Genomic DNA, 19,849 nt, shown 5'->3' with positions numbered 1-19,849 from the left:
TAAGTCGGTAGCGTAGTCAGGGCCGACACATAGAGTGGCGGGCGTAAGGCGACCGAGTGGTGGCCGTGTCTGCCGTAGACGTTTACGCAACCGAAAATAAGGTGCTAGCGAGGATTGCGTTCTGCAACAGTGGTTTTCGTCGAACGCGCCGGCTAGGCGGCTCTGCCGTGCAGCAGCCGCTCAGCGTTCAGCAGATGTAGCCGGCGTAGAGCTACCTCTCCCCTGCGTCGATGGACTCCTTGACTTCCTGCGCGCGGGCCACCTGCGCGGCGGTGTACCCGATCAGCAGCGCCACCCCACCGAGCAGCAAGACCACCCCGGCCAACCACAACAGGCCGTAGGTGTAGCCGCGGTCCAGCGCATGCAACTGCGCGGCGTTCATGGACTTCACCGGACCTACGGCGCCGCCCAGCCGCAGTGTGCGCGACGTGATGGCGGCCTGGATGATGACCAGCACCAGCGGTCCGCCCAAGGTCTGCAGCATTACTGCAATCGCCGAGGTCGGCCCGATCCGGTCGACGCCGACGCTGGCGATCACCGACAGCGTGAGCGGGACGAAGATCGCGCCGACACCAATAGCGCAAACGATGAGCGGCAAAACAAGATTCGGAAAGTACGGCATGCCGCGGTTGAAGGTCGAACCGTACAGCGTCGCGATCAGGATCAGGCTGCCGCTGGCGAGTACCACCACACGCGGCGGGAACCACATCACCAGCTTCGACGCCACACCCACCCCGATGGCCACCCCGATACCGAACGGGATGAAGGCCACACCGGCGCGCAGCGGACTGTAGCCCATGATGGTCTGCACATACATGCCGACCAGCACGGTCAGGCTGAAAAGGACGCCACCGCTGAGGAACATGGCCGCGAACGCGGCCAGCCGGTTGCGGTCGAAGAACAGGCCGAACGGCACGATGGGGCTCTCGGCGGTGCGCTCCGCCACGACGAACGCCACAAGAGCGGCCACAGCCACCAAGCCTGAACCGATCGTGATGGTCGACAGCCACCCCTCCTCCGGGCCCATCGACAGACCGAACACCGCGGCGGTACAGGTCAACGTGGCCAGGACGGCCCCGGTGGCGTCGAGCTTCATCCGCTCCTTCTGGGTTTCCTCCAGCATGATGGCGGCCAGGCAGATCACCGCCAGCCCGATCGGCACGTTCACCAAAAACGCCAGCCGCCACGACACGTCGGTCAGCGCCCCGCCCACCACCAGGCCCAGCACCCCGCCGAGACCCGACATCGCGCCGAACACCCCCGTTGCGACGTTACGTGCCGATCCCCTCGGGAACGTGGTCGCGATCAGCGCCAAATTGGTCGGTGCCATGATCGCCGAAGCCGCGCCGTGCAGCAGCCGTGCCGATATCAGGGTGCCCCCGTCCCAGGCGATGCCGCACAAGGTCGAGGCGAAAGTGAACAGCGCAACCCCGAGGATGAAAGCGCGCTTGCGGCCGATGGTGTCACCCAGGCGGCCACCCAACAGCATCAGGCCACCGAAGGTCAGCATGTAGGCGGTGATCACCCAGCTCCGCCCGGCGTCCGACAAGCCCAGCTCGTTCTGGATCCTGGGCAGCGCGAAGATCGCGACGGGGCCGTCCATCGCCACCATCAGCTGCATGCCGCCGATCGCGACAACCAGGGCGACGAACCGGCGAGACCGCAGCAAAGCCGGCAAATGCCTTTTCGTGGGGCGCAGCGTGGTCGGTTCGACGGACATCTCGAACCGCTACTTCGCTGCGGCGCTTTGACTGAGGATGGCGCCGAAACGCTCTTTGTCGCGGTACGTCGAGGCCCGGCCGAAAAAGTTTTCGAGCCGGAAGAGCAGGTTTCGTACGGTTTGAAAGAGCCAAATGCACGCTCCCACAACGGATCCCCGCCGCTGCGCATCGCTCATTGCCACGTTGCCGAGCAAATCATAATCGATTCTTTGCATGGAACCTGGCCCTCTTTGTGATGCCGACTTGTCCGAATCCTGGAAAGCGCTTTCGGTGCAATCATTCTGCGCGCGCACCTTCAGGTTCTAAGAGAATCTTGAGTTGTTGGCCATACAGGACGAGCGATGCGGGGTCCATCATTTCTTGGTGCCTACAGTCGACCGGGTATCTGTTTATGTCGCCCGTGACATAAGGACGCCAACTTTGCAGAAGAGGAGGCGAACTCTGATCGCCCTCGTCCCCCACAGCGGAAAATATGGTTATATCGCCATCGAAGACACCGGGTTCGTGGCCTTCAGACAACGCCCGATTATTCTCAATGTTCTGAACGCCCAAATCCAGAAGCGGTTTGTACCGAGCAAATTCGACTATTCCTTGTTCGCGAAGTAGTTCTTCAACCCGGTCATAAGTAAGCGGCTCATCCTGATCGGGAAGGTCTATACGACAGAACCGCAAAACCTCTGCTAGCACGTCCTGCTCGTTCAGGATTGGCAGAGTGGCACCGCTATCGATGAAGAGTAAAGCGTCGAGAAGGATAAGGTTTGCGATCGAGCATCCACGTCGCTGGAGCTCGGTGGCAATCTCATGGGCGACAACGCCTCCAAACGACCAGCCGAGAAGGTTGTAGGGCCCGGTAGGATCAACCGCTTGGATCCGATCGGCATAGTTTTTCGCCATATCGCAGATTGACGCAGCTCTAGCCTCGCCATTTTGCGGGTTTTGTTGAATTCCAATGATCGGGCAGTCCAAATAATTACCGAGCGCATAGTACGGCCAGACCAGGCCACTACCGGGATGAATGCAGAACAGCGGATCACCGGTACCCTCCTTGAGGAACTCAACCGGGACTACTTCCACCTCGGTGGCACCTTGACCTAACTGCTGGCTCAAGCTCCTAACGGACGGCGCGTGGAACAATGTGCGCACTGCGAGGTTCGCATCCAGGCTGGCGTTGATCGCGGCAATCAGGCGCATTGCCGATAGTGAGTCTCCGCCCAAATCGAAGAACGAGTCATCGACACCGACCCGCTCGAGCCCGAGGACTTGGGCATAGATGGCGGCCAGGATCTCCTCGGTGAGGGTGGCCGGGGCACGATACCGATCAACATCGGTGTATTCCGGTGCCGGCAGGGCGCGCCAGTCCAGTTTGCCGTTGACCGTCAACGGCAGCGCGTCGATCCCCACCACCGCCGCTGGCACCATGTAGGCGGGGAGCCGCTGACCCAACCGGGCACGAACATCGGCCGGGTCGGCGGTCCCGGTGATATAGCCGATCAGGCGCTTGTCACCGGGGCGGTCCTCGCGGGCGATCACGGCCGCCTGCTCCACCCCGTCGAGTGCGGCCAGCGCCGCGCGCACTTCACCGAGTTCGATGCGGAACCCGCGGACCTTGACCTGCTCATCGGCGCGTCCCAGATACTGCAGCTGCCCGTCGGCGCCCCAACGCACGAGGTCCCCGGTGCGATACATCCGTGTCCCTGGCGGCCCGAACGGGCAGGCCACAAACCGCGACGACGTCAACCCGGCCCGGCCCACATAGCCAATACCGACCCCGGCGCCGGCCACATACAACTCCCCGACCACCCCGACCGGCACCGGACGCAACCACTGGTCCAGCACGAACAACGCCGCGCCCGGTAACGGCGAGCCGATCGGCGGCACCCCCGAACCCGCGGCCAACGGCGCACTCCTGGACACACACACCGTGGTTTCGGTTGGGCCGTACTCATTGACCATCACCCGCCCCGGCGCCCACCGCGCCACCACCTCGGCCGGGCACGCTTCACCGGCCACCAGCAACGCCATCGACTCCAACCCCTCATGGGGGAGCATCGCCACCGCAGACGGCGACTGGCTTAATACACCGACCTGTTCAGCAACCAGCAAGGCGTGCAAGTCTTCCGGCGAGCGTGTAGCCGACTCGGGCACGATCACCAGCCGCCCGCCGTGCAACAACGAACACCAGATCTCTTCCACCGAGGCGTCGAAGGCCAAGGAATGCGACTGCGCCCACGAGTGTGCCTGCAGGTGGATATCCGGCGACCCGAACAGCTGGGTGACGTTGTGGTGGGTGATGGCCACGCCTTTGGGCACACCGGTGGTGCCAGACGTGTAGATGAGGTAGGCGATGTGGTCGGGAGCCGGCGCCGGCAGTGCCGTGCTGGGCTGGGCGTCGACAGCGGCGTCGTTGATGTCGATGACCCGCAGGTCGTACCCGTCAAGCCGGTCTGCCAGCTCGGTGGTGGTGATCGCAGCGATCGGCGCGGCGTCGGCCACGACGAATTCGATGCGCGCGTCGGGATGCGCGGGATCGATGGGCAGGTAGGCCGCCCCGGCCTTGAGCACCGCCAGTATCGCCACGACCGCCTCGGCGCAACGGTTGAACATGAGCGCCACACACTGCCCCGGGCCCACCCCATGACGGGCCAACAAGTGCGCCAATCGGTTCGACGCCTCATCGAGCTCTCGATAGGTCATCGAGTGGCCTTCGAAGGTCACCGCCAGCGCTTCGGGCGCGCGCGCGACCTGAGCGGCGAACACCGCCGGAATCGACAGCCCCGTCGCCGGCTGGGTCAACACCTCCCGGTTACCGGTCTTGTCCAGGTGGGCGTGCTCGGCGGCATCCAACAGGTCAACCGACGACAACCGCTGGCTGGGATCGGCGGTCATGGCCATCAACACCCGCTGCAGCCGTTCGATCAGCGCCTCGATGCTGGCCGCGTCGAACACATCGGTGCGAAACTCCACCGACCCGCCGATTCCGGCGGGCTCACCGCCGGAATTCCAGCGTTCGCCCACCGTGAATGTCAGGTCCATGCGGGCGACCTGGGTGTCCGCCGCCAGCGGTGTGACCTGCAGATCACCCAAGGCCAACCCGGCGGGGACCCCATCCTCCCGCGCGATGTTCTGCCAGGCCAACACCACCTGCACCAGCGGCTGATGGGCCAGGCTTCGGGTCGGGTTGAGCCGCTCCACGAGCACCTCGAAGGGCACATCTTGGTGCTCGTAGGCGGCCAGGCTCCGCGCCCGCACCTGATCCAACGTTTCGGTGAAGCTGGGATCGCCGGCCAAGTCGACCCGCAACACCAAAGTGTTGACGAAAAAGCCCACCAACCCATCGAGTGCGGGATCATCACGGCCGGCGATCGCGAATCCGACCGCCACATCACTGCTGGCGCTGAGCTTGGCCAGCAGCACCGCCAGGGCAGCCTGGATCACCATGAAGCTGGTCGCGTTGTGCTCGCGGGCCACACTGCGCACCCGCTGCTGCAGCTCGGCTGGCCAATCCACGACCACACTGGCGCCGCGGTAATCGGCCACCGGCGGATAAGGTCGGTCGGTCGGCAACGCCAGGCGCTCGGGCAGCCCGGCCAGCTCGTGCTCCCAATAAGCGAGCTGCGCAGCGATCGGGCTGTCGCTGACGGCCACGTCACCCAGCTGCGCGCGCTGCCACAGCGTGTAATCGGCATACTGCACCGGCAACGGCGCCCAACCCGGCGCCTGCCCGGCACACCGGCTGGCATAGGCCACCCCCAGATCAGCCACCAGCGGGGACATCGACAATCCGTCGGCGGCGATATGGTGTACCACGGCCACCAGCACGTGTTCGTCATCGGCGACGCGGAAAAGCCTTGCCCGCAACGGAATCTCAGTGGCGAGATCAAACGAGTGACGCACCGTGGGATCGATGGCCTCCTGCAGCCGGGCCGGCGGCCAGCCAGTGGCATCGACGACGTCCCAACGGAAGTCGGCGCGATCCGCCGGGATGACCACCTGTTGGGGTATCCCGTCGACCGCCGGGAACAGGGTGCGCAGGCTCTCGTGGCGGGCCACCACATCGGCCAGCGCCGCCCCCAACGCCTCGGCATCCAGGTTTCCGCTGAGCCGCAACGCCGCCGGGATGTTGTAGATCGGAGAAGGCCCCAGCAGCTGGTCGATAAACCACAACCGTTGCTGGGCAAACGACAACGGAATCAGCTCGGGCCGCTCCACCGCCACCAACGGCTCGCGTCGGTCCCCATCGCCACCGATGCGGAGCGCCAACTGGGCTACCGTGGGCGCCTCGAACACGGTGCGCACCGAAAGATCGGCATTCAGACCCATCTCAATCGCGGCGATCACCCGCATCGCCAGCAGCGAATCCCCACCCAAATCAAAGAAGGAGTCGTCGACGCCGACGCGTTCCAACCCCAGCACCTCGGCGAACACGCCGGTCAAGATTTCCTCGACCGGGCTAACCGGAGCGCGATAACTGGCATTCTGATACCCGGGGGCCGGCAGGGCGCGGGTGTCGAGTTTGCCGTTGGGGGTGAGTGGCAGCGCGTCCAACACCACCACCGCAACCGGCACCATGTATTCCGGCAACCGCTCGATCAGCGCGGTACGTAGCCCGCCGGAATCGACTGTCCCGGTGCTCGATTCGGTGATGTAGCCGACGAGGCGTTTGTCGCCGGGGCGGTCCTCGCGGGCGATGACGACTGCTTGCTCCACCCCATCCAGGGCGGCCAATGCGGACTGAATCTCCCCGAGTTCGATGCGATAGCCGCGGATTTTGACCTGCTCATCGGCACGCCCGAGGTAATCCAGCTGCCCATCGGCGCGCCAACACACCAAATCCCCTGTGCGATACATGCGTAGCCCCGGCGCCCCGAACGGACACGTCACAAAGCGCGAGGCGGTCAGTGCGGGTCGGCCCACATAGCCGGTGGCCACGCCGGCGCCGGCCACATACAACTCCCCGACCACCCCGACGGGCACCGGCCGCAGCCACCCATCGAGCACAAACAACGCCGCCCCCGAAACCGGCGCACCGATCGGCACCGCACCCGAGCCGGCCTTCAGCGGTGCGCTGATCGCCACACACATCGTGGTCTCGGTCGGACCATAGGCGTTGACCATCACCCGATTTGGCGCCCACCGATCCACCACCTCCACCGGGCACGCCTCACCGACCACCGCCAACGCCACCGACTCCAACCCCTCAACCGGCAACGCGGCCACCGCCGACGGCGTCTGCGTCAACACACTGACCCGCTGCTCAACGAGCACCCGGTGCAGCTCTTGCGGGGAAGCGGTCACCGGCTCGGGCACCACCACCAGCCGCCCACCGCGCAACAACGCACCGAAGATCTCCCACACCGACACATCGAACGCCAACGAATGACACAGCGCCCACACCCCCGCCCCAGGCAGGCCGGCATCCAACGACCCCAACAACTGCGTCACATTACGATGAGTAACCGCAACACCTTTGGGCACCCCGGTGGTGCCCGAGGTGTAAATCAGATACGCGACATCGTCGGGATCCGGCCCCGCCAACCCCGTGCTGGGCTGGGCCGCAACAGCGGGATCACCCACGTCGATGACCACCACGTCATACCCATCGAGACGCTCGACGAGCTCGCCGGTGGTGACCACGGCGATCGGTGCGGCATCGGCCAGCACAAACCCCATCCGCTCGGCCGGCACTCCCGGGTCGATCGGCAGATACGCCGCCCCCGTCTTGAGCACCGCCACGATCGCCACCACCGCCTCGACCGAACGCGAAAACAGCAGCGCCACAGCCTGTCCCGGCCCCGCACCCCGGCCCACCAACACCTGCGCCAACCGATTCGATACCTCATCCAACTCCCGATAAGTCACCGACAGACCCTCGCCCACCAACGCCACAGCATCCGGCGTCCGTGTCACGTGGGCGGCGAACAATGCCGGCACCGACATCGGAACGCTCTGCGGGCTGGCTAAAACCGCTGTATTACCAAGCTCTTCCAGCCGGGCATGCTCACCCGCGTCGAGCACATCCACCGACGAGAGCCGCCCGGCGGGATCGGCCGCCATCGCCACCAACACCCGCTCCAACCGCGCGATCAACGCCTGGATGGTGTCCGCGTCGAACACGTCGGTGCGAAATTCGACCTGCCCCGAAATCCCGGCGGGCTCGCCGGTGTCGGTCCAGCATTCTTTGAGGAAGAAGACCAGGTCCATTTTCGCGGTCTGGGTATCCTCGAGCAGCGGCGTGACCTGAAGATCACCCAAAGTCAGCCCGGCCGCGGGGACGTTGACTTGCCCAGGGAAGTTGTTCCAGCCCAACATCACCTGAACCAGCGGGTGATGGGCCAACGATCGGGTGGGGTTGAGCCGCTCCACGAGCACCTCGAAAGGCACATCCTGGTGCTCGTAGGCGGCCAGGCCGCGTGCTCGCACCTGGGCCAGCAGCTCGGCCACGGTGGGGTCACCGGCCAGATCGACGCGCAGCACCAAGGTGTTGACGAAAAAACCCACCAGCTCATCCAGCGCGGGATCGCGGCGCCCGGCGATCGCGAACCCGACCGCCACATCGCTGCTGGCGCTGAGCTTCGACAGCAGCACCGCCAGGGCGGCCTGCGTCACCATGAATCCGGTCGCGTTGTGCTCGCGGGCCATCCGCGCGATCTGCTGCTGCAACAACGCCGGCCACTCGACGGTCACCCTGGCGCCGCGCTGATCGGCCACCGGCGGGTAGGGCCGGTCGGTGGGCAGCTGCAGCCGCTCAGGCATCCCGGCCAGCGTCTGCTCCCAGTAGGCGAGCTGCGCAGCGATGCGGCTTTCGGTGTCATCGAGATCACCGAACTGCGCGCGCTGCCACAGCGTGTAATCGACATACTGCACCGGCAATGGCGCCCAATCCGGCGCGCGCCCCGCGCACCGGCTCGCATAGGCCACACTCATGTCACGCACCAGCCGGGTCGTCGACCAGCCATCCGCGGCGATTTCGTGCACGACCGCCACCAGCACGTGTTCGTCGTCGGCGACGCGGAAAAGCCATGCCCGCGACGGGATTTCGGTGGCCAGGTCAAACCGGTAGCGCACCGCGGCGCGGAGGGCTTCCTCCAGGCGGGCGGCCGGCCACTCGGCGGCATCGATGACCTCCCAGCCGAAGTTGGCCTGCTCGGCGGGCACCACCAGCTGCTGCGGGATCCCCTCGGCCGCCCGGAACATGGTGCGCAGGCTCTCGTGGCGGCCCACGACATCGACCAGCGCCGCACCCAGCGCGTCGGCATCGAGGTGCCCACTGAGCCGCAACGGCAGCACGACGTTGTAAAGCGGTGACGGCCCCTGCAACTGGTCGATGAACCACAACCGGCTTTGGGCAAACGACAACGGAATCACCGGCGGCCGCTCAACCGGCAGCAGCGGCTCCAGTCCTCCTCCCTTACCGATGAGGGGCGCCAACTGGGCGACCGTCGGCGCCTCGAATACGGCACGCACCGAAAGATCGGCATCCAGATTGGTGTTCACGGCGGCGATCAGGCGCATCGCGGACAGCGAATCCCCACCCAGGTCGAAGAACGAGTCGTCGACCCCGACCTTGTCGATCCCCAGCACCTCGGCATAGATTCCGGCGACGATTTTTTCGGTCTGGGTCTGCGGCGCCCGGAATGCCGTGGTGGCAAACACCGGTGCCGGCAAGGCCTTTCGGTCGATCTTGCCCGAGGATGTCATCGGGAACTCGTCGAGCACCACAATGTGCGTCGGCACCATGTATTCGGGCAACCACGCGCTCAACTGCTGACGCACCGCGGTGATTTTGGTGTTGGTCTGCGGGTCATTGGCGCAACTCGTGACTCGGTGGGGCCCGTCAGGCGGCAGATACAGATCGGTCAGCGCCGAGGTCTGCTCAGCGTCAGCCGCAGTGATGAACACCGCGTCCACGGTGCCCGGCTGGGCGCCCCAGGTGACCGCGACGTGATATCCGGCGCTCTCACCAAGGCCGTGCAGTTGTTCTGGGACAACGGCATCGGCACCGTCGGCGAGGGCCAATGCGTCGGCAAGCGCCAGTCCGTCGACAAGGGCGTGTTCGATGTGGACGTCGCTGATCAGTCCCGCGCGGGGGATCTCGGTAATGCGGACAGTGTGGGGACGCTGGGCTACCAACCGGTCGTGCAGCCCGCGCAGGCCGGCGCACTGGGCCCACGCCCAGCTGTCTGCGCCGGCCAGTGAGCGCACCGGTGCGGGGGATTTATAGATGACGAGGTCGTAGCGATACCGGTTGAGTTCGTTGTCGGCCATCCCGCGCTTGACTTCGATATCCAGCCCGGCCACCGATGCATGGCCGGCAGCCCAGTTAGTGAAATACTCTGGGGCCAAAAGCAATTCGGCTTCGCCGAGCATGGCGCGCTGAACTCGTTGGCGAATCTCGTCGGCGTCGGCGTCGCCGTCGGCGGTGCGGGCGAGCGCGATGCCGGTTTGAAAAGCGCCCTGCAGGCTGTGGTTGCGCACATCGCCGATGAACAGTGCCCCGCCCGCTGCCAGTAACCGCATCGCGACCGCCAGCACATCGCTCAGATACCGCGCGCTCGGGAAGTACTGCACCACGGAGTTGAGCACCACCAGATCGAAATGGCCCTCCGGCAACCCATCGGCGACATCGGCGGGCTGCACCCGCAACCGCACCCGATCCCCCCACGACTGCCCGGCCACGTCGGCCTGCAGCCTCTGGATCGTCGGCGCGGAGAAGTCCGTAGCCCAGTACTCGGCGCAGACCGGGGCCAACTGGGAAAGCAACAGCCCCGAACCGACGCCGATCTCCAGCACCCGCGCGGGATGCAACTGAAGGATCCGATCCACCGTGGCCGAACGCCACTCCCTCATCTGTTCGAGCGGGATCGGATCGTCGGTGTAGCTGCTGTTCCAGCCGCGGAAATCCATGCCGAATTCCGGCGCGTCCACGTCAGCGGCATACGCCTCGTCATACAGGTGTTGCCACGCTTCGACGGTTTCGGCGTCGTGTTCGGCGGTGGTGGTCTGCTCGAGGGTGACATAGGCGACCAGATGCGAGCCGGTTCCGCTCTCATGCACGGTGGCGGCCGCCCGGGCAACCTGCGGGCAGCCCAGCAGGGTGTTTTCGATTTCGCCCAGTTCGATGCGGTGTCCGCGCAGCTTGATTTGTGCGTCGGCACGGCCGAGATAGTCCAGGGTTCCGTCGAGCGCCCAGCGCACCAGGTCGCCGGTGCGATACAGCCGCGCGCCCGCGGGCCCGTAGGGATCGGCCACGAACCGTTCCGCGGTCAGACCCGCCCGGCCCAGATAGCCGCATGCCACCGCCGGTCCGCCCAGATACAACTCGCCGACCACCCCGATCGGGGTCGGGTTCAGCCGCGCGTCGAGCACCAGTGCGCGCATCCCGGGGAGCGGGGTGCCGATGCGGACCGGCTGCCCCGCCGACAGCGGCGCCGTGGTGGCCCAGATAGTGGCCTCGGTGGGGCCGTAGCCGTTGAACATGCGGCGCCCCGGCGCCCACGCGGCCACCAACTCGTCGGGGCAGGCCTCACCGCCGACGATCAAGGTGGACAACACATCTAACCGGCTCCGATCCAGCGACGACAGCAACGTCGGGGTCATCACCGCCGCGTTGACCCGTTGCTCCTGCAGCAATGCGGTCAAAGCCTCGCCGGCGTACACCTCCGGCGGCGCAACCACCAACGCTCCCCGCGATCCCACCGCGACCAATAACTCACCGAGCGCGGCGTCAAATGTCGGGGAGAGCACAGCCAGCATGCGGGTATCCGGGCCCAGCCCAAACGGTTCGCGGTGCGCCGCGGCTACCCCGGGCAGACCGCCGTGGGTGACCGCCACCCCCTTCGGGGTGCCGGTGGACCCCGACGTGAAGATCACATAGGCGGTGTTCTCCGGTCCCAACGCCGCCAGTCGGTCGGTGTCGGTGATCGGCTCGGCGCATCGCCCGGACAGGTCCAGGCCGTCGATGCGCAGCACCGGGCGCGCCCCGGCGCCGGCCACGGTGTCGGCATCGCCGGTCAACACGCACACCGCGCCCACCGAGTCCAGCACCGTGGCGATCCGCTCGACCGGGTGAGCGGGGTCCACCGGGACATACACGCCGCCGGCTTTCAGGACCGCCCAGCACGCCACCACCAGCTCCGCGGACCGGCCGATCGCCACGCCCACCGCGCGTTCCGGGCCGACCCCCGCCTCGATCAGCACCCGCGCCAGCCGCGTCGACCACGTGTCGAGTTCGCGATAGGACAAGCTCCGGGCGCGATCGACGACCGCCACCGCGTCCGGGTCGGCGGCCACCGCCGCGTCCAACAACTCCGGCGCCACCCCCGCCGGTGCCCCGACCCCGGCGCCAGACCACCGCGACAGCACCAGATCACGCTCGTCGGGATCCAGTAACGCCAGATCACCCACCACCGCCGACGCATCCGTCACGACGGCTTCGATCACCCGTGTGAACCAGGTGACGAAGCGCTCGATGGTGGCCCGGTCATACAGGTCCGTGGCATAGGTGACGACCCCGGCGGCCATCGGCGCGGTCGGGTCCTCGGAGGGCACCTCCCGCAGATCGACATCCAGATCGAATTTGGCGGTGCGGCTGTCCACCGCCAGTGGCTCGACGGTGACCCCGTCGAGCGCCACCTCGGGGCGCACATTGTTCTGGAACGCCAGGGCCACCTGGAATAGCGGATGATGCGCCGTGGAGCGCACGGGGTTGAGTTGCTCGACCAGCCGCTCGAACGGCACATCCTGGTTGCTGTAGGCGTCCAGCGCCTTCTGGCGCACCTGCTCGAGCACATCGCTGAACCGCTGTGCAGAGTTGACACCGACCCGCAGCACCCAGGTGTTGACGAAGAACCCGACCAGCTCATCGAGCGCCGCATCCATCCGTCCGGCGATCGGGGTGCCCATCGTCACGCCCTCGCCGGCCCCGGCCCGGTGCAACACCACCACCATGGCCGCCTGCAACACCATCGAGGCGGTCGCGTTATGCGCCGCCGCCAACGCCTTGATCCCCGCCCACAGTCTCGGGTCGAGGTGCATGTCCACGGCATCACCGCGGTAGCTGGGCACCGGCGGGCGCGCCCGGTCCGCCGGCAGCGACACCACCTCGGGCAGATCAGCCAACTCCTGCCGCCAATAAGCCAACTGCCCGGCGATCACGCTGTCGGGATCAGACTCGACGCCCAACCAATCCCGTTGCCAGAGCGTGTAATCGGCGTACTGCACCGGCAATGGCGCCCACTGCGGGGCCTGGCCCCGCCGCCGCGCCAGATAGGCCTGGCCGATGTCCCTGGCCATCGGCGCCAGTGACCACCCGTCAAAAGCGATGTGGTGCACCACAATCCCCACGACATGCTGTCCGGGGCCCACCGCATAGATCTGCGCACGAATCGGGATCTCGGTCGCCAGATCGAACCGGTACCCCGCCAGCGCCACCAATTCGCCGATCAGATCCTGCTCCGGCAATGACACCACTGCTGGGCCCCCGCGCCGCCACATCCCGGCCTCGGCCGGCAGCACCTGCTGGAACGGCACACCGTCGATGTCGGGAAATATGGTGCGCAGCGCCTCGTGGCGGGCGATCACATCATCGACGGCCGCCGTCAACGCCTCGACATCCAGCGCCCCGCTGATCCGGAACGCGGTCGGCATGTTGTAGGTCGCCACCCCGCCCTCGAACCGGTCAAGGAACCACAACCGGCTCTGCGCATACGACAACGGCACCATCGTCGGCCGCGCGCCGGCCACCAACGGCTTGCGCCCTTCCCCGTCCAAGCCGATACGGGGCGCCAACTGGGCGACGGTGGGCGATTCGAACACGGTGCGCACCGCAAGGCCGGCGTCGAGGGTCTTGTTGATCGCGGCGATGACCCGCATCGCCGAGAGCGAATCGCCGCCCAAATCAAAGAAGGAGTCGTCGATCCCGACCCGCTCGAGGCCGAGTACCTGGGCGTAGATGTTGGCCAGGATCTCCTCGGTGGGGGTGCTCGGGGCGCGGTAGCGATCGCCCTCGGTGTATTCGGGTGCCGGCAGGGCCCGGGTGTCCAGTTTGCCGTTGACCGTCAGCGGCAGCGCGTCGATCACCACCACCGCCGCCGGAACCATGTAGGCGGGGAGCCGCTGACCCAACCGGGCCCGAACAACGGCCGGGTCAGCGGCTCCAGTGATATAGCCGATCAGGCGCTTGTCACCGGGGCGGTCCTCGCGGGCGATCACGGCCGCCTGCTCCACCCCGTCGAGTGCGGCCAGCGCCGTGCGGATTTCGCCGAGTTCGATGCGGTACCCGCGGACCTTGACCTGCTCGTCGGCACGCCCCAGGTAATCCAGCTGCCCGTCGGCGCCCCAACACACCAGGTCCCCGGTGCGATACATCCGTTGGCCCGGCGCTCCGGCGCCGCCGAACGGGCAGGCCACGAACCGCGACGCGGTCAGACCCGCCCGGCCCAAGTATCCGTACGCCAGCCCGCCGCCGGCCACATACAACTCCCCGACCACCCCGACCGGCACCGGACGCAACGACGCATCCAGCACAAAGAAGCCAAGATGCACCAACGGCACCCCGATGGGGCTGACACTGCGGTCGACGTCGACGACGCTGATCTCGCGGAACGAGGCATGCACCGTCGTTTCGGTGATGCCATACATGTTGATAAGCCGCGGTGATCGGCGGTGGCGGTCCAACCAGGTTCCCAGGCGCTGGGGTTCGAGCGCCTCGCCGCCGAACACCACCGTCTCCAGCCTCAGCTGAGGTCCCAGCTCGGGTGCGCGCGCTTCGGCGGTTTGCAGCGCATAAAACGCCGACGGCGTCTGACTCAATACGCTGACCTGTTCGGCGATCAGCAACGCGTGCAGGTCTTCGGGTGAGCGTGTCACGGACTCGGGCACCACCACCAGCCGCCCACCGTGCAACAGCGCACCGAAGATCTCCCACACCGAGTAGTCGAAGGCCAGCGAATGGCACTGCGTCCACACCTGCTCTGGCGACAGTTCCAGGTCGGCGCTCAGCGCCGTCAGCAGCCGGGTCACGTTGTGATGGGCGACGGCCACCCCCTTGGGCACCCCGGTGGTGCCGGAGGTGTAAATCAGGTAAGCGATCTCGTCGGGGGCCGGCGCCGGCAGGCTCGTGCACGAGCAACCGGAAATGCGCGGGTCTCCGACGTCGACAACCGGCAGGCCACAGCCGTCGAACCGGTCGGCCAGTCCATTGGTGGTGATCGCGGCGATCGGTGCGGAGTCGGCGACCATGAACTCCATCCGCTCGGTCGGATGCGCCGGATCGATCGGCAGATACGCCGCCCCGGTCTTGAGCACCGCCATCACCGCCAGGACCGCCTCGGCCGACCGCGGCAACAGCAGCGCCACACACTCCCCCGGGCCGGCGCCCAGGGCGACCAGCAGATGCGCCAACCGGTTCGACGCCTCATCGAGCTCTCGGTAGGTGCTCGAGTGACCTTCGAAGGTCACCGCCAGCGCTTCGGGCGCGCGCGCGACCTGAGCGGCGAACACCGCCGGAATGGACGCCGCGGTTGGGACCGTCCGGGCCAACACCGCCCGGTTACCGGTCTTGTCCAGGTGGGCGTGCTCGGCGGCATCCAGCACATCCATCGACGACAACCGCCGGGTGGGATCGGCGGTCATGGCCGCCAATACCCGCTGCAGGCGCTCGATCAACGCCTCGATGCTGGCCGCGTCGAACACATCGGTGCGAAACTCGACATCCCCGGCGATCCCGGCGGGGTCACCGGCCTCGGTGAACCGTTCGGCCAGCGTGAATGTCAGATCCATGCGTGCCGACTGAGTGGCCACTGGCAAACGCGTGACCTGTAGATCGCCCAGGTCCAGCCCGGCGGCGGGGTCGCTGGTGTGCCCGGGGAAGTTCTGCCAGGCCAACACCACCTGCACCAACGGGTGATGGGCCAGGCTTCGGGTCGGGTTGAGCCGCTCCACCAGCACCTCGAAGGGCACGTCCTGGTGCTCGTAGGCGGCGACGCTGCGCGCCCGCACGTGCGCGAGCACATCGGCCACGGTGGGATCGCCGGCCACATCGACGCGCAGCACCAGGGTGTTGATGAAAAACCCGACCAGCTCGTCGAGCGCTGGGTCGCGCCGCCCGGCGATCGCGAATCCGACCGCCACATCACTGCTGGCGCTGAGCTTGGCCAGCAGCACCGCCAGGGCGGCCTGGATCACCATGAACTTGGTCGCGTTGTGCTCGCGGGCCACCTGTGCAATCCGCTGCTGCAGCTCGGCTGGCAAATCCACGACCACGCTGGCGCCGCGGTAATCGGCCACCGGCGGATAAGGTCGGTCGGTGGGCAACGCCAGGCGCTCGGGCAGCCCGGCCAGCTCGTGCTCCCAATAAGCGAGCTGCGCAGCGATCGGGCTGTCGCTGACGGCCACGTCACCCAGCTGCGCGCGCTGCCACAGCGTGTAATCGGCATACTGCACCGGCAACGGCGCCCAACCCGGCGCCTGCCCGGCACACCGGCTGGCATAGGCCAGTCCCAGATCACGCACCAGCGCGGTGATCGACCAGCCATCCGAAGCGATGTGGTGCACCACCGCCACCAGCACGTGCTCGTCGTCGGCGACGCGGAAAAGCCTTGCCCGCAAGGGGATTTCGGTGGCCAGATCGAACGTGTAACACGCTGCGGCGTTAACCGCCTCACTCAGCCGCCCTGCCGACCAGCCGGTGGCATCACTGATCTGCCAGCCGAAATCGACTTGTTCGCTTGGGATAACCACCTGCTGCGGTGTTCCGTTAGGCGCCGCAAACAGCGTACGGAGGCTCTCATGGCGGGCGACCACATCGGCCAGCGCCGCCCCCAACGCCTCGGCATCCAGGTTTCCGCTGAGCCGCAACGCCGCCGGGATGTTGTAGATCGGAGAAGGCCCCTGCAATTGGTCGATAAACCACAACCGTTGCTGGGCAAACGACAACGGAATCAGCTCGGGCCGCTCCACCGCCACCAACGGCTCGCGTCGGCCCCCATCGCCACCGATGCGGAGCGCCAACTGGGCTACCGTGGGCGCCTCGAACAGGGTGGGTACCGAAAGATCGGCGTCCAGGCTGGTGTTGATTGCGGCAACCAGGCGCGTCGCGAGCAGCGAGTCGCCACCCAAATCGAAGAACGACTGGTCGACCCCGACGCGCTCGATGCCGAGCACGTCGCCGTAGATGCCGGCCAGGATTTCCTCGACCGCGCTGGCCGGAGGGCGATAAACGGCATTCTGGTATTCGGGTGCGGGGAGAGCGCGGGTGTCGAGTTTGCCGTTGGGGGTGAGTGGCAGCGCGTCCAACACCACCACCGCAACCGGCACCATGTATTCCGGCAACCGCTCGGTCAGCTGGGGGCGGATCTCGGTCGGGTCCGCGGTCCCGGTGATGTAGCCGACGAGGCGTTTGTCGCCGGGGCGGTCCTCGCGGGCGATGACGACTGCTTGCTCCACGCCATCCAGGGCGGCCAATGCGGACTGAATCTCCCCGAGTTCGATGCGATAGCCGCGGATTTTGACCTGCTCATCGGCACGCCCGAGGTAATCCAGCTGCCCATCGGCGCGCCAACACACCAAATCCCCGGTGCGATACATGCGTAGCCCCGGCGCCCCGAACGGACACGCCACAAAGCGCGAGGCGGTCAGTGCGGGTCGGCCCACATAGCCGGTGGCCACGCCGGCGCCGGCCACATACAACTCCCCGACCACCCCGACGGGCACCGGGCGCAGCCACCCGTCGAGCACAAACAACGCCGCCCCCGAAACCGGCGCACCGATCGGCACCGCACCCGAGCCGGCCTTCAGCGGTGCGCTGATCGCCACACACATCGTGGTCTCGGTCGGACCATAGGCGTTGACCATCACCCGATTTGGCGCCCACCGATCCACCACCTCCACCGGGCACGCCTCACCGACCACCGCCAACGCCACCGACTCCAACCCCTCAACCGGCAACGCGGCCACCGCCGACGGGGTCTGCGTCAACACACTGACCCGCTGCTCAACGAGCACCCGGTGCAGCTCTTGCGGGGAAGCGGTCACCGGCTCGGGCACCACCACCAGCCGCCCACCGCGCAACAACGCACCGAAGATCTCCCACACCGACACATCGAACGCCAACGAATGACACAGCGCCCACACCCCCGCCCCAGGCAGGCCGGCATCCAACGACCCCAACAACTGCGTCACATTACGATGAGTAACCGCAACACCTTTGGGCACCCCGGTGGTGCCCGAGGTGTAAATCAGATACGCGACATCGTCGGGATCCGGCCCCGCCAACCCCGTGCTGGGCTGGGCCGCAACAGCGGGATCACCCACGTCGATGACCACCACGTCATACCCATCGAGACGCTCGACGAGCTCACCGGCGGTGACCACAGCGATCGGTGCGGCATCGGCCAGCACAAACCCCATCCGCTCGGCCGGCACTCCCGGGTCGATCGGCAGATACGCCGCCCCCGTCTTGAGCACCGCCAAGATCGCCACCACCGCCTCGACCGAACGCGAAAACAGCAGCGCCACAGCCTGTCCCGGGCACGCTCCCCGGCCCACCAACACATGCGCCAACCGATTCGATACCTCATCCAACTCCCGATAAGTCACCGACAGACCCTCGCCCACCAACGCCACAGCATCCGGCGCGCGCGTCACGTGGACGGCGAACAACTCGGGAATCGACACCGGCGCGATCGCCGACTCGGTCAGCACCGCCCGGTTACCGATCTCACCCAACCGGACACACTCACCCTCACCGAGCACATCCAGCGACGACAACCGCCCGGCGGGATCGGCCGCCATCGCCACCAACACCCGCTCCAACCGGCCGGTCAAATCGCGGACGTCACAATGAGAAAGCCATTGCCCGGCGCCCCCGAACCCACTCGTCTTCGCGCCCGGCTGCAGGCCGAGAAACAGCCGATCATGGTCGCTGAAAAAGTCCAGCCCACATTGATCGACGAGATTCGTATGGGTCAGGGTGCCCGAAATCGTAGCACCGGCAATATTCGCCAGATTTGTGGTCGGAATGAAATTGAGAATTACGCGATTCGAGCCCTGGGCGGAGCCGCGGGGCCGCTTGTAGTCAATAAGGTGGACCGGGAACCGCTGATGGTCCAGCGCTTCTCGCAGTCGCGTGTCGACATGTTCACAAAAACTGGCAACCGTGGACCCCGGCGAGGCTTTCAGCGCCAGTGGGACGAACCCGGTAATCATTCCGGGCACCGTCTGTGTCTCCGGACGCACCCGCCTGCTTACCGGAAAATCGAACACCACGTCCGAACTCTCGACGCCGCACCCGCCCACCAGCAGCGCGCATGCCGCAGCGATCACCGACGAGCGACGCACCCCCAACGCCTGCGACAACTCTCGGATCCCGGCGACGGCAACAGGATCCAATTCCACCGGTGCAGATGGTTCATAGGGATCACGTCCGTCCGCGGCGGACGCCAACTGATAGCTCGGTTCGCTTTCGGCCGGCAGGTTCTTGGTCCAGTAGGCCTGATCATCGAGATAATCGGTGGACGCTTCGTATTCTGCTTCGCACGCAATGAGATCACTTAGCGACCCAAAAAAAGCGGGGGGAATCGGCGCGCCCGAAGCCATGGCATTGTAGACATCTCCGATCCGATGGCAGACAAGAGCGAGGCCGATTCCGTCGGCCACTATATGGTGGCAGCATACGTAGAGATAAAATTCATCTGGCCGCGTCTGCATCAACGCAAATTTGAACAGGGGCCCACTGAGCGGCATTACCGCGCCCTGAATCGAGGATGCCAGCCGATAGGCTTCCTGGACAGGATCCTGCGAGCCCATGAGCTCATAGCGAGCAAGCTCAACATCTGGGTAATCAACCGTCGTTTGAAAAACCTGGGCATCCACCTGGAAAAAGGCGGCTCTAAGCGGTTCGGCCTCGCGCACCACTTGACGGATCGTGTGCTCGAGCAACCAAGGGTCTATGGTGCCCGCGATTCGCAGAAGGTAGCCCAGCTGCCACCTCGCACCGCGGCGATCCGTTTCCTGCGCAAGCCATATATCCAGTTGCCCGCGCGTCAGCGGGAATGGCCCACCATCAGGTTCCGTCAGTTGTTCGCGCCCAAGCGGCAGCGCCCGGTCATCGATCGTCATCGGATAGCCTT

The 19,849-nt window shown here is 66.3% G+C and carries 3 protein-coding genes; all 3 read right to left on the bottom strand.

The genetic code is table 11. The features are described 5' to 3' along the window. Positions 1-211 precede the first annotated feature (211 nt). From AC0KTM_RS09070 to AC0KTM_RS09060, 3 genes are read right to left on the bottom strand one after another with little or no spacing between them, the layout of a single operon-like run. Complete coding sequence (locus AC0KTM_RS09070; protein ID WP_225326889.1) at positions 212-1,720, bottom strand: MFS transporter; 1,509 nt, start codon at positions 1,718-1,720, stop codon at positions 212-214. A gap of 9 nt (positions 1,721-1,729) precedes the next feature. Then, positions 1,730-2,014, bottom strand: a complete 285-nt coding sequence (locus AC0KTM_RS09065; RefSeq protein ID WP_225341279.1) for a hypothetical protein — start codon at positions 2,012-2,014, stop codon at positions 1,730-1,732. Then, complete coding sequence (locus tag AC0KTM_RS09060; protein WP_472415462.1) at positions 1,998-19,838, bottom strand: amino acid adenylation domain-containing protein; 17,841 nt, start codon at positions 19,836-19,838, stop codon at positions 1,998-2,000. Before AC0KTM_RS09060 ends, AC0KTM_RS09065 begins: the two co-directional genes overlap by 17 nt. Positions 19,839-19,849: the final 11 nt, after the last annotated feature.

This window comes from Mycobacterium sp. NTMscope_Eco_3 (assembly GCF_976985685.1).
The sequence above is the reverse complement of the archived record's forward strand: the minus strand, read 5'-3'. Positions and strand labels throughout refer to the sequence as shown.

Excerpts from the sequence above, each read along its gene's own strand:
- AC0KTM_RS09060 (WP_472415462.1), bottom strand. The coding sequence starts at position 19,838 with ATGACGATCGATGACCGGGCGCTGCCGCTTGGGCGCGAACAACTGACG.
- AC0KTM_RS09070 (WP_225326889.1), bottom strand. The coding sequence starts at position 1,720 with ATGTCCGTCGAACCGACCACGCTGCGCCCCACGAAAAGGCATTTGCCG.